Below are 14395 nucleotides of genomic sequence, written 5' to 3' on the forward strand. Positions count from 1 at the left end.
CGGTAAGGCCATAGCGCCAGAACCGCTATTTGCGTAAAATTTCTGCTAATAAATTTATTAGTTATTATTTTTTTATCACCACTTATACCCCTTGAGACAGGAACTTTGTTATCTTATGCGCTCCTCCTAACTGACTGAACTAACATGCAAAACAGCCGCTTGAAACTTGCTTTGCGCCGTTATTGGGCAAATGACAGAATCAATTACAGTATTCGGGTTTTAATTGCGTTGGTCGGCGTTGCACTGCCTTGCTGGTATTTCAATGCTAACAATGAAGTAACCCCTCTGGTACTGGGTATCATCGCGTCAGCGCTGGCCGAGACTGACGATAACCTCAGCGGACGAATCAAAGCTCTGCTGATGACCCTCGCCTGTTTCATGTTTGCGGCGTTTTCGATCGAGATTCTATTTGATTATCCCGTTCTCTTTGCGATCGGGCTGTTTACGTCCACCTTCGGCTTCATCATGCTTGGCGCGATGGGAGCCCGTTATGCCAGCATCGCCTTCGCTTCTTTGCTACTGGCGGTCTATACCATGCTGGGTGCGGAGCACAGCCCGAACTTATGGTACCAGCCAATGCTGCTGCTTGCCGGCGCGTCATGGTATGGTCTGTTGTCACTAGGCTGGCAGTTGCTGTGGCCTAACCATCCGGTGCAACAAGGTTTGTCAGCAGTATTCAGTGAGCTGGCCTGTTATCTCGACAGTAAAAGTAAGCTGTTTGAGCCCGTCACCAACTTGCAACCGCAACCTTTACGCCTTGAAGCGGCCAGCCAGAATGCAAGAGTGGTTGCTGCCTTAAATACCGCCAAAGCGACTCTGCTGCACCGCGCCCGCCGCGGACACCCTAATGAAACTGGCGACAAATTCCTGAAGATCTATTTTCTTGCTCAGGATATCCATGAACGTGCCAGCTCATCACACTATCGCTACCAGGATCTGGCTGATACATTTCGTCGCAGTGATGTCCTGTTTCGTTTTCAACACCTGCTGGAAAACCAGGCCGTCGCCTGCCAGGAGATAGCTCATGCTCTGGCTATGGGAAAACCCTACCGTCACGGTGCCGACAGTGTCAGAGCACTCGATGAACTCCAGGAGTCTCTGCTGTACCTGAAAAGCCAGCAGCAGCCTCAGTGGCGAAGCCTGATAAACCAACTGGATTATCTGTTCAATAACCTTGCTACGGTAGAGCGGCAGCTGTCTAACGTCAGTAACCCGGATGTGGCTCAGACCGGAACAGACACAGAACTGGCCGACACCGAAGCCCGCAGCATGCAAGAGCGCTGGCAGCGGATCACCAGTCAGTTCAAACCCGACTCTATGCTGTTTCGCCATGCCCTGCGAATGGCTATCGCCCTGACAGTCGGTTACGGCTGCATCCAGGCATTGGAACTTGAGCGAGGTTACTGGATACTGCTGACGACGCTGTTTGTCTGTCAGCCAAACTACAGTGCGACCAGACAAAAGCTGGTGCAACGAGTGCTGGGAACGTTAGGCGGTCTGCTGGCAGGTATTCCATTGCTATACCTGTTCCCTGGCCAGGAAGGACAGCTGGTTCTGATGGTGCTTGCCGGAGTGCTTTTCTTCAGCTTCCGCACAGCACGTTACGGGCTGGCTACAGCATTCATTACCCTGCTAGTACTGTTCTGCTTTAATCAATTGGGCGAGGGCTATGCAGTGATCCTGCCTCGTCTGGGTGATACCTTGCTGGGATGTTTACTGGCAGTACTGGCTGTGAGCTTTATTCTGCCGGACTGGGAAGCAAGACGTCTGCACAAAGTGATGGCATCGGCTATCACCACCAACCGAGATTATCTGGGACAGATTATCGGCCAGTACCGGATTGGTAAAAAAGACAGCCTGCACTACCGTATTGCCCGTCGTGATGCACACAATACGGATGCTCAGCTGAGTACGGCAATCAGCAATATGCTGGCCGAGCCGGGCCGCTACCGAATGGCCACCGATGAGTGCTTCCGCTTCCTGACACTAAACCATGCCATGTTGAGTTATATTTCAGCACTGGGTGCACACCGCACCCGACTGGGCGATGAAAGTACTCATCAGATCCAGCTGGTATCACAGGCCTACCGTCAAATCCATGCCCACCTTGAGTGCCTTGCAGAGCAACTGGATGGTAACCAATGTTGTAATGCACCGGATTCCGATCTGGAGCTGGAGCAACGTCTGGCCCAATGGCAGGATGAGGACTGCGCTTCCGTCCGTATGGTGCTGCAACAATTGCACCTGATACAACGAATGCTGCCTGAATTACACTCACTGGCAAACAAGCTGGCAGCCAGAACCAATAAGGGTTTGTCATGATTTTAGAAACAGAACGACTTCGTATTCGGCATCTGACTGAGCAAGATGCCACATTCGCACTCAAACTCTACACAACAGAGCCTTTCCTGCGTTTCGTCGGAGATAAATCACTGAAAACGGTAGATGATGCCCGTCAGTACTTACTAGATGGCCCAATCAGTATGTATCAGTCACACGGTATCGGACTTAGCCTTGTCGAAATAAAAGAATGTGGTACACCCGTGGGTATCTGCGGACTGATCAAACGAGATACATTGGATGATATCGATATCGGCTACGGTTTCCTGCCTGAGTATTTTAATCAGGGATATGGCTACGAATCCGCTAAAGCGATGATGGATTTTGGCCGAAATGAGCTGAAAATCAATAAAATTGTCGCCATCACAACATCAGACAATGATTCCAGTATCCGATTAATTAAACGGCTGGGGCTGAATTTTGTCTGCAATATTGAAGAACCTGAAGGTGAGCCTGCTTTGGGGTTATATGAGATAACCTTTAATCGTTAAGCCATTCTCATAACTACATCCAGAAAAGTTGACCACAAAAATAAAGCCCGCCATAAAAACCATGGCGGGCTTTTAACTTCCTTTTGTATAGGCTAACTGTTATTTGGTTGTCACATCCAGTTTCAGGCTTGCACCCTCACTTGAAGGACCGCTAACTACAGTGACATACTGCCAACCGCTTTGCGGATTGTTGATTGTCAGAGATTCCTGATTGCCTTCATTAGTTGACTTAGCAGAGAAGTAATTTGTTTCTGCCCATGTGTAAGGGCTGTAGTAAAGATCAATATTACCTTCACCGTGAGCTGTGTTGATATTGATGCTTTCAACATCATCGTTCACAAAGAAGTAGTAGTAAGCTTTACCGCCTCGGTTACTTACACAAACAGTCTCGCCGTAGTTGACCTGACCGTAGCCATATGGTCCCTGGTACTTACAGCTGTCCGGCACAACGCTCGGTGTTGGAGTGTTACCATTTAGCGGAGTGTCATCGCTCTGAACAGTCAGCAGCCAGTTGTACCATCTTTGATCCAATGAATAACCGATTGATGTATTGATGTAATTCAACCAGCCCTCTGCATCACCTGCACGAGCATATCCCATCAACTGATCAACCATCTCTGGTGCTTCTTCAAACATGAAGCGAACAGCCAGGTAGCCCCAGCGATAGATACGTTCCTGACCGCTAGAGTAATTGTTGTTCATGATTTCACTCAGGCGATAGCTGCGCTGACGGGCAAAATCGATCGCTTCGTCATAACGGTTTTGGTGAGAGATGTACTCAGCCAGACCTTCTGACCACCAAACAGACTTACCGGTATCTGTACGGAAGTGATTGAACGGACCATACATATTGAAGCGGCCGTCCAGGTAGTGAATGTATTCATGGCGCAGGTTCCATACCAGAATGTCATCACGCCAGGTTGCTTCGTGAGCAATAAAGCGAGCCTGATTACCTTCTACAGAAGGATCACCTTCCAGATACATACCACCGTTATCTGTGCTGATGCCAAATAACGTACCGGCATAGTTGCGGTATTCATCAGCAGAATCGAAGATATTCACTTCCAGGTTGGTGTTGAAATCATCAGCCACTGGCTGGTTGTCTGTTTTCAGTACTTTGTGGAACAAAGTTTCTTCAGCCGCTAACAGATCACAAGACTGCTGAAGCTCAGACTGCGTCATATTCTGAGCACGGATCTTGATGGTATCACTACATGAGTAATGAATGCTCAGCACCTGATTAGCCAAACCTTCTTTCCAACCGCAGATGTTGAATTTTTCACATTCACCTGGGTTGTAAGTATCCAGCTGTCCGGCAGCAATTGCCCATGGGTTTGAATAACGATCAAAGTGAGACATAAAGTCTACGATGCCGTTATTGATTTCAGTTTTAAATTCTTCTGGTAACTTCCAGTAGCGCTGATATTCAAGGAAGCGCGCGTACTCTCTCAGCGCATCAGTCGCTTCATAGCTGTATTCAGAGTTATAGATATACTCTGAGTTCGCAACTTTCAACAAAGCCTGACGAAGCGCGGTATGCTGTTCAGCGGCCTTGGTATAGGTCGCATCCCAGCTAGCACGGTACAGCACGGTTAATGCGCTGGTCAGTGCATTACGGTGTGCCCAGCTTTGCAAATGCTCAGGGCTGAATTCGTTTAAGTAACGGGTAACAACATCAACACTCTGGATATAATTTTTGCTGCTATCCCAGGTTGTGAAGAATTCACCAAGTGTGCGTCCCTGATCTTCAGTCAATTCAGAGATATGAGGGTTACGGCTATAAGCTTCTAGTAATGGAAGCATTGCCTGATGCGGTTTGTTATTCTGATAAGTGAGCTGATTGTTATTATATTCTACGTAGAATGCACCACGCAGATAATAGAACAAGTTATACATATCATCGCCAGTTGACGAATCATATGTTGGAGCGATCTGAGCAGCCCTTCTTGCAACATCAATAACTTTAGATGGCTGATAAGTATTTACAGCAACTGAATCATTACGACGATAAAGTTGGCCGATACATTCACCCGAAGTTTCCCGGATAAAGTTAAATAACGCCTCACCAGATAGTGATGCAAACTTATTATAATCAGGGCAAGTGTTGGAATCGGCAAATTCCATCAAATAGCGAGTTTCAATTGGTGTTTTCTCGCGAAGTTCTACCTGTGTTGGCGCAGGAATGGTAATCGGAGCCATAATTTCAGCCGGAGACTGAACTTCCTGCACAGGAATATTCTGCTCAAGATTAATTACGCCAGATGGAGGTAATGGTTGATGATTCTCAGCATTATTTGCGAAAACCGGACTGCTAGCTAATAAGGAAGTTATCAATATTGATAACCCTTTTTTGGTAATAGCCATACTGATTCCTTTTCTTGATTATTATTTTTCAAGTAGACCTAACCCTCACGAACTGAGTCGTGATTAAGATCATTTCTGATTTCTGTTGTGAAATTTCTTTTGCCAAGAAATTATATTTATCACTCTACAATATATTTGAGACAGACATCACTTGATTTATTTATAGGTTCATGCCGAGTTTTGTTTTTTTGAAGTTTGTTCCACCAAAGAACTATTTGATGATTTTTTTGTGCTAATTTAGGTAACGAGGCTACTTTTTATGACTAATATTTATCCTTTTAAGCAGTCATTTATTACCTTCAAAATTGAAATAATAAGTAAAAATAAAGCCAGCAACTTTTCAGCTGCTGGCTTTTATTTACCATGGGTAGCAATTAATTAACTGGCGATCAAAGCCTGCACTTTCTCCTGCAGTGCTCCCGCAGAGACATCAGTCGGAGCAACCGCTTTGTCGGCTACAACTTCCACTTTTGACCAAAAACGAGATGGCAAAGTTGTAAATGCCCGGCCGTTACAATGGCTGAAGAACGATCCCCAGACACCTTTCAATCCAAGCGGAATAACCGGCACAGGATTTCGGCTTATGATCTTTTCTATCCCTTTCTTAAACTCGTTCAATTCACCGGTTTTAGTCAATTTTCCTTCAGGGAAAATACAGACAATCTCTCCGGCAGCCAGCTCATCGCTCACTTTGTCAAATGCCTGCTGATAGGTTTTCGGTGACTTACCACGAGCACAAATCGGAATAGTTTTTGCCCATTTAAAGAAATACTTAACCACTGGGATATTGGCAATGTCTTTGTCCATAACGAAACGTACCGGACGAGGACAGGAACCGGCAATCAGTAAAGCATCCACATAACTGACATGATTACACACTAATACCGCCGCTCCCTGCTCAGGAATATTTTCCAGATCCTTATGGCTGACACGATAGATGGTATGACTCAATACCCAAATAACAAAGCGGAGCAAGAACTCATGAACCTGAGAAAACACATAAAGTGAAACCAGCACATTCAGCACAGAGATCATCAGGAATAACTGCAATATCGAGAGGCCAAGAACATTCAGCACCAACACAGCAACCACCGCACTTAGCACCATAAACAAAGCATTCATGACATTATTGGCGGCGATAGTCTGTGCCCGACTTTTTTCTTCGCTACGTTGTTGAATAAGCGCATTCAATGGCACGACAAAAATACCACCACTTGCACTCACCAAAGCCAGATCTGCAAGTAACCTTATGTTCTCACCATGGTTCAGAAAAGCCGTAACCGTCATACCTGTTTCTGTGACCAGCTGTTGGCAGGCAAAATACAGATCAAAACCAAAGATGCTGATACCAAGAGCGCCAATAGGAATAATACCCAACTCTATTTTTCCACCAGACATTTTTTCACAAATCAGGGAACCGGCTGCAATCCCCACAGAAAAAACGGTCAGTAATAAAGTCACCAACTGAGGATTACCACCCAGGAATTCTTTGGCAAAGTTAGGTAACTGAGTCAGGTAAGTTGCACCGATAAACCAAAACCAACTTATTGCCAAAATAGACAGGAATACAGTACGGTTTTCTTTTGCGTGACGAACGGTGCGAATTAATTGAGAAGCGGGATTCCAGTTCACCGAAAGCTCAGGATCATTGGCTTTCGCATAAGGGATCGAGCGACTGGCCAAGTATCCAAAAACAGACAGCAATAGTACTGATGTCACAACTAACATTGTTGAAAATTCAGAATCAAACAGAAGACCCGCACATACAGTTCCGCCCAAAATGGCTGTAAATGTTCCCATTTCAACAACGGCATTACCACCAACCAGTTCTTTACCATTGAGGTGTTGTGGCATCAAAGCGAACTTCACCGGACCAAAAAGTGCAGACTGTGCCCCCATCAGGAATAGCGCCACCAGCATCCCCGGCACAAACTGAAACCACACAGCCAGCGCACCACCGGACATAATCACTATCTCTGTAAGTTTAATCTTACGGATTAACGACGATTTCTCGTATTTATCCGCCAACTGGCCACCAATGGGTGAAAGCAGGAAAAATGGAAGAATAAACAGGCCTGCGGCCAGATTAATCAGTGCGGTACTGGATTCCTGGCTGTACAGTCCTGAAAAAGCAATGAATAACAGCAGCACATTCTTAAACAGATTGTCATTAAATGCACCCAAAGCCTGAGTCATAAAAAAAGGCAAAAACCGCTTTTTCCCCAGTAACGAAAACTGATTCATAACTTTTCCTCGTTGAAATCATCTGTCTTTATGAGTTGATGTACTTACAATACAACCCAATCGAACATTGTTCAATTAAAATTTACGTTGTTTTTTATCATTGGAGCTAAACCAAGGAATTAATGAAACGAGATGAAAGCTGCGATATTGCCAATGGCAAAGATAAGAAAGCCGTGACTATTGCCACGGCCTTAAGATTTAACTGATGAGCAAAAAGCAATCAGGCTTGGGATTCATCAAAAGTTTCCTGTAAAGCAAACTTCAGATCATTTTCAGCTTGTTCCAGGGCCTTACCAGCCTGCTGGCGTTTAACCCTCCCTTCCTTCACATGGTTTAGGGTATTTTTCAGCGTCTCAATAGTCAGTTCATTCACCTTTTGAAGCGACTCAATATCCAGAATACCACGCTGGTAGTTTTCCGATATCTGCTCTTCCAAGGCTTTCAGTTTTTCAGCATTTTGAATGTACTGCTTATTGGTGTAGTCTTTAATTGAGCGCGTTACCTTCAATGCTTTCTCTTTTTCAAAATTCGAGATAGCAATCAGGAACTGACGTTTCCACAGCGGAAGGGTGTTATGAATGATGTCCTGGATATCTTCCATGAGCATCTTGTTACCTTCCTGCGAAAGGCGAATTTGCGGTGCGGTCTGAATCGCAGCCATCCTGGCGAGACAAAGGTTGTGCACCCGCTTCTCAAGCCGAGACATCACCTGGAGCGCATCACGATAAGCTTGGCTGTCCAGCGCATCTCCACTCTGTTCTGCTTTATTTTTAAGCTCCACCAGCTCAACATTTTTCAGCTTTTCGACACGGATTTGTCCGGCGTGAATATAAATATCCAACTGATGCAAAAGTGACAGGTTTTCATTGTAAAGCCCGTCCAGTTGCTGAATATCACCGGCTAATTTTACTTCCTGAGCTTCCAGTTTACCGGCCAGCTCATCCAGCTGACCTTTAATGCTATCAAAGCCTTTGACAAACTTACCAAAAGAGTGGAACAGCTCGCCAATCAGCGGTAAGCGCGACAAAAAGCTGCCCTTACCCAGCTCATCAAATTGAGAGCTGCTCATATTGCTGACCATAGCCTGCAAAATTTCACCCGCCTCACCAGTATCCCTAGCCCTGACATCAGACAGAACCCGGTCAGAAAATGCGGTGATGCTTTGCAACGCCTCTTTGCCGAAAACCAATGTTGAAACCGTATCAAACGGATTAAGCTGTTCAGCCAATGCCTCTGCCCGCTGTTTCTCGGCATCACTCAACCGCACTTCAACAGCTATTGATGATTCTTGTGTCATAAGGTTCCTTCTTCACTGTAATTTGGGAATGACTGCCATAATTTGTCAAAGTGACGGCAAAATGCCTCAACATGGCGACTGTCGTCAGTCAGTGTCAGATCTTCGGAATTGAACTGTGAAGCACTGCGAGTCCAGTTAAAACTGCCATTAATCATGCGATTGGCGTCAAAAATCGCAAACTTATGGTGCATGTGATAACGGGTATTATCAATTTTGACCGGGATACCCTGCCGAACCAGGTACTCAATATCACTGCCAACATCATTCACTTTGTCATTATCTGTGATGACCCGGATCTTCACTCCTCGCCTATGGGCCGCAAGCACTTCTTCTGTAAGGTGGTCATCAGCAATAGTGAATACACAGATATCAACTGAATTTACGGCACGCTTAAACTGATGCCTGATCCCGTTGATACAGCTGTTACCCGGTGAAAACCATGACTCAGCAATCGCGTCTCCGCTACGCGCCTTGTCGAGCTGCTTAACAACCTGTTCCAACCATTTCAGCGCCAACAAACCATCGCCGCCTTCCCTCAGTGTCTCCTGTACCAAAGCGAAGCTTTTGTTGCGCAGAAATGAAATATCCTCAGTCTTAAATCCTGCTCCGGCCAGTACATCAGCCAACTCTCGCCGTTCGGTGTTATCCAGCCTGAAGTCTTCAAAACTCTGCGTAAGCAAAGCCTGCACCTCAAACTTAGTCATGTTCTGCCTCCTTTCCGGTTTGCCCCAAACGTCCCTGAGTCAGTGAGTGAGCGACTTTATTTACGCTTTGGTTCAGAGCCACCATCTGCTGCACAATTTGTCCGGCTCGATCGTCTGAATCCCCAAGCTGTTGCCTGCGCTGATAACCTTCTTTAATTGACAGCCAACGCTGTTGGTGTTCGTCATTCATTACACCGCGAATTTCAGCCAACTTAAGCAGGTTCTCCTCCGTACCGGCAGTCAAGGTTTGCGCCTCACCTTGATAGTGATCCTGAAGCAGAGTCTGCAATTCTTCTTCAGTCATCACCGGAGAGATTTTCTCTGCTAGTTTGTTCATGTTCCGGTACGAACCCTGCAGTTTGAATGGCGGTTCAACCCGGTACTCATCGGCCATCGCAGCCGAAGCGATATATTGCTTATTCACTTTAAGAACAGTGCCCTGAACAACCATCAGCTTTTGCAACGTGGTGACAATTTCATTAGCTTCCGTAGATGAATACGGATGATTCAAATCGCTCAATGCCACTTCTTCTCCCTCAGCCATAGCAATCAGTTTATAAAGATCGTCAAGCTCTCGTGTTGCCAAAGGAGCCAGGACTGAGTTCGATGTCAATGAGTTCTCAATGAAAGACAACTCAAAGGCGGAACGCTGATCTGACAACATGTCACCCAGGTTGTAGATATCGGCACGGTTTGCCAGCATATCTGGGATTTTGAAGACTTCGCCCGATTCAGTGTAAGGGTTGCCGGCCATAACCACGGCAAATTTCTTGCCACGCATATCATAGGTTTTGGTCTGCCCTTTCCAACTACCTTCTACCCGCCGAGTACCGTCACACAAGGAAATAAATTTCTGCAGAAACTCCGGATTGGTATGCTGGATATCATCCAGATATAGCAGGACGTTATTGCCCATTTCAAAGGCAAGGTTGATTTTCTCTACTTCTCGAGCCGCGTTTTGATCCGGTGCATCCTGAGGATCCAGCGACGTCACTTCATGACCAATCGACGGACCATTGATTTTCATGAATACAAGCCCAAGTTTATGAGCAACATACTCGATCAGTGTGGTTTTACCGTAACCTGGCGGTGATATAAGTAGCAACATCCCCATCAGGTCTGTTCGCTTACTATCCCCCAGCGCCCCCATCTGTTTGGCGAGGTTATCACCGATAAGCGGCAGATAACTGTCACTGATCAGCTTATTTCGTACAAAAGAAGTCAACGGACGAGCTTTAAATTCAGCAAGGCGTAATCCCTGCTTGGCTTCTTCCAGCAATTCTGCTCTTTGTTTGAGGTAAGCATCGTAATTAGGAATCGTATGTGAATCGTGGTGTTCGCAACGCTGAAGGTATTCATCAAGCGTCAATGTTAAAGCGCCTTCGCGAAGACGACGATGCTCTCCCAATAATCCGCTGACTTTCAATTGTAATGAGAATTCAACCGGACTCAGCAAGACTTTGCTGTTATCACGGATTGTTGCCAATGCTGCCGCTTCGGTTACAAAATCATGTCCTTGTTGCTGGTGTTCACTGTAGGCAGTCAGCCACTGCAGGTGATCCGCAAAGATGGTTCCTCGATTTTCAGCATCAATACCTGATTCCGGCTGCCAGCCAAGACTACGACGGAATGCCATATACACATGGCAAAGTTCAATCGCATCCCTGCCTACTTCAACCTGCAATGTTGTCTGACCAAGTAAGCGAATTGCATAATCAGCACATCGCTCAGCGTCACAAGCTACAATTCGAGGTATTCCTGCTGTCAACTCTGCTTTAAGGCTGTTGAATGCCGTATCTGACGTAAGATGTTCTTTCATTAACAAGGCATTTCTGGCCTGTTTGCGCCAGTTTTCCAACGCCTCATCTCCAAGTGCCACCAGCCAAAGCAATGCATTTGCCCGCGAAGCCTGATCGAAGCGCAACAGTCCTGCTTGCTCGTAACACGACAGCAAAGAAGCGAGAATTAGCTCAGCATCATGATCATGAACACCTTTTACATAACCTTCCCGGTAACGGGGAGCAGCATAAGCCTGAATCAGCTTAAGCAGAGCATTTTCTTTCAACGCCTTCTCTAGCAGCTCCAGCGACAAGTCTTCACGTTGTTGCTGCGCAGCTTTTAACACGCTGTACGCCAGATACTCTGCGCGGTACACATCGTCCGTTTCTGAAGCAACATCCAGTTTGGCAAATGCCTGTAACTCAAGAAATGCCTGATCACTAACCGGTTCGTAATAATCGGTTCCGGTGATATGCAGGTTCAGTGCATTATTCTGCTCCACCAAGCTGAGATCCAATGCCTGCTGGTTAACACTGAATTTATGTTTACCCAGGCGAAGAACCTTACCCCCCTGTTCAAAGATATCCTGGTTATCACGCAGGGCTCGTAATGCCTGATCCTGTGCAGACTTGATGCGACTGTCGATAGCATCCGCTTTTACGCTGTCTCCCAATTCACGAATGGTTTGGGAAAGCTGATGAAGCTTCTGTACCATATTGTCTGTGGCAAAGAAGCTGTTTAGTGCGGCTACATCTTCAAAGCGTGCTACCCGCTTTTCGATGCTTTTAAACGTAACATCAGCAGCCTGGTTCAGATTTTGGACTCGACGCTGCTGGGCCGTAATCAGCTGTTGTTTATGACCTTCCAGCGTCGACTGAATTTCATCACGTTTGGTATAAATCTCTGCCAGAAACTCATCAAAATCAGCAAAACGAGACTCCAACTTCTCCAGCTGACCGATCAGTTTTGCCAATTGTTCATCACACTGATCCGGGGTCAGCGCCTGCTCCATCGCACTGTTAACAGACTGAGCTAACAATTTGAACTGAGAACTGAACTCAGCTTTTGCTTCACCGCCTCGCAGAGCCTGATGTTTCTGTCTCAATCTCGCCGACAAGGCATTCAGCTTAGCTGTTACTTCCGTCGTCAGATCCAGAATTCTGGTCGCCATGGTCGGGTCATCAGTTTCAATATCGGCCACTTCTTCAGAAACCAGTGCCAACTCATTTCTAACTTTATCTGCACGCTTCTGCAGTTCAGCTAAATCAGCCGTTTTCTCTACGTTTTGCAGATGATCGTCTATCGCAGCAATATCTTGTTTATACGGACGATAGGCTTTTTCATCCTGAAGCAGATCAAGCAGCACTTTATTCAGATCATCTCTTTCATGATCAAGCTGCTGTTGCATCGCCGTGACAGATTCTTCCGGCATATAACGATACTGGCGTAAAGCCATTACGTTACCCACTTCCGCTTTTACCTGAGCAAGCAGTCCCAACAACGTACTGGCTTCATCACGTGGTGCCAGCTTAAGCGCACCGATCAGCTCATTCACCTTCGCTTGTTGCTGCTCAAGTGCTTCTTCTGCATGCAATTGCAACTGCCTGACTTTGGCAAATTCATCAATGATCAGATCTGCGGTAGCCATTAACTGATTCACCGCATCACCAAGCCCTATTGCAGACAAGTGAGTTAACCAGTCGTAAAGATCCAATGTTGTCTGACAGGTTTTAAGCAGTGATTCGTAGACGGCCTGGCTGACTTCTTCTGTCTGCGCCAACTGACAAATTGATAACAGAGATGACAATGCCCGAACCAATTCGGCATTACCGAGGTTAGCCAGAAACGGGTTACTTGAGCCTTGGCGATCCTGTTTTGCGTAATGCTCTGCATCCGTAAACGGCGTCTGCCAGATCCGCAAAGGATGAATGGTCGCAGCCTCAGCATTCTCTGATACCCGGAACATTAGCATCCGACCATCCGGATACAAGCTGTAACCATGGCTGTGCATCGGTGACGAAAAAGCCTTTTCAATCAGGTTATAGGTATAAATAACATATGAACCTTTTTCGACATCGAAGAAGAAATAAAGCAAATCTTCCCCGTTGGGCGATATAACCTGTTTAAAGAAGCGCAACCCCTGCCATGGCTCTTCAAAGCTCTTACTTTCTCCGTTAGCCAGTACATAACCGTGCGAATACAAAATACCGTGTTCTTCCGGCAAAGCCTTAGCACTAACACCTATCGCATCAGCCCTGACAACCTGTTGACTCAGTGAGTTATAAATGAAATAACGGTATTGTTTTTCCCGGTTCGGTAACATCTTAAGCAATATAAGCTCACCAACCTCGGCATAGGCAATCTCAGCATCTGCAATGGTCTGATAGGCATCGTCCACCGGTTCATCATAGATCCCGTGCCCTTCATCAGTGTTGTTCTCAACCTTAATTGTTAAGTCACCACCAACACATTCAACAAATAGCCGGTCTTTGATGGATACATGTGGGTGCTCACCAATAATGTGATCATCACGGGTTGTCTCTGTCCATTCGAAGTCATGCTGACGTGCTGCAGCCAGTTCCCGTTGCCCCTGAGCATCAAGATAACGCACCGCTTGCTTACCGATTTCAAACCGGAATACTTTCCTGTCCTCCGAACGCATCCCGATCTGAAAAGCAAGATACAGTATATTTTCCCGTCGGCAGATCTGTGAAAGGCGAGCGTCTTTGTAATAGGTGAAAAGTTCGGTAAATTCGTGGGTAAATTGAGGGTCATTGAGGAAAGAATTATCCAGACCTGCGGGCTCGATGCGGTAGGTGCCATCATTATGGCTTAGATTATACAGCCCGAATACATCACTCATATCCGGTGCTGATTTCAACCCCATATAAACCTGATAACCAAACAGCAGTTGGCCATTGACCTGTGCCATATCAACAGGGATACAGCGAGTGTCTGTCTGGACGTTTGCCTTACCAATCAGTGAAAATTCACTACCGCCAAAGGTTTCCTGTCTTTTCTGGTTAAATGCCTGCACCAGCGCTTTAAGATCTTCCCCTTGTCGGGAAAGCCGCGATTTAAGGACTTCGTATGCTCCGCCCTCACTTACGGCCTTGTCGATCGCATTGTCAGTTGTTTCTGTCACGTTACTCAATCCTTGCAAAAACACCCCTGCG

At 46.3% G+C, this 14395-nt stretch carries 7 protein-coding genes; 2 read left to right on the forward strand and 5 right to left on the reverse strand.

All coding sequences use genetic code 11. The annotated features are described in order from the left end of the window. Nucleotides 1-144 precede the first annotated feature (144 nt). The gene (gene yccS, locus AACQ93_RS11445; protein WP_064605107.1) at nt 145-2322 is read left to right on the forward strand and encodes a YccS family putative transporter; all 2178 of its coding nucleotides are present in this window, start codon (nt 145-147) and stop codon (nt 2320-2322) included. Then, on the forward strand, nt 2319-2831 hold the full coding sequence (locus tag AACQ93_RS11450) for a GNAT family N-acetyltransferase (protein WP_064605108.1): 513 nt from the start codon (nt 2319-2321) through the stop codon (nt 2829-2831). Before yccS ends, AACQ93_RS11450 begins: the two co-directional genes overlap by 4 nt. A 99-nt stretch (nt 2832-2930) precedes the next feature. On the opposite strand, the gene AACQ93_RS11455 is transcribed toward AACQ93_RS11450, so the two are convergent. The 5 genes from AACQ93_RS11455 to AACQ93_RS11475 form a co-directional block, all read right to left on the reverse strand. After that, the gene (locus AACQ93_RS11455) at nt 2931-5195 is read right to left on the reverse strand and encodes a M9 family metallopeptidase (RefSeq protein WP_064605110.1); all 2265 of its coding nucleotides are present in this window, start codon (nt 5193-5195) and stop codon (nt 2931-2933) included. Between the two features lie 378 nt (nt 5196-5573). Next, entirely contained in the window at nt 5574-7439 is a 1866-nt protein-coding gene (locus AACQ93_RS11460; protein ID WP_064605118.1) for an MFS transporter, read from the reverse strand. Between the two features lie 220 nt (nt 7440-7659). Further along, nucleotides 7660-8736 carry a toxic anion resistance protein gene (locus AACQ93_RS11465; RefSeq protein WP_064605120.1) on the reverse strand — a complete coding sequence of 359 codons (1077 nt, stop codon included), beginning with the start codon at nt 8734-8736 and terminating at the stop codon, nt 7660-7662. Next, nucleotides 8733-9440: a phospholipase D-like domain-containing protein gene (locus tag AACQ93_RS11470; RefSeq protein WP_064605122.1), complete on the reverse strand. Its 708-nt coding sequence runs from the start codon at nt 9438-9440 to the stop codon at nt 8733-8735. The genes AACQ93_RS11465 and AACQ93_RS11470 overlap by 4 nt, the downstream gene beginning before the upstream one ends. Continuing rightward, nucleotides 9433-14364 (reverse strand): DNA repair ATPase, encoded by a 4932-nt coding sequence (locus AACQ93_RS11475; RefSeq protein WP_084419134.1) that lies wholly within the window; start codon nt 14362-14364, stop codon nt 9433-9435. Before AACQ93_RS11475 ends, AACQ93_RS11470 begins: the two co-directional genes overlap by 8 nt. Nucleotides 14365-14395: the final 31 nt, after the last annotated feature.

The sequence above is a fragment of the Photobacterium sp. J15 genome (assembly GCF_963870815.1).
Lineage (GTDB): Bacteria > Pseudomonadota > Gammaproteobacteria > Enterobacterales > Vibrionaceae > Photobacterium > Photobacterium marinum.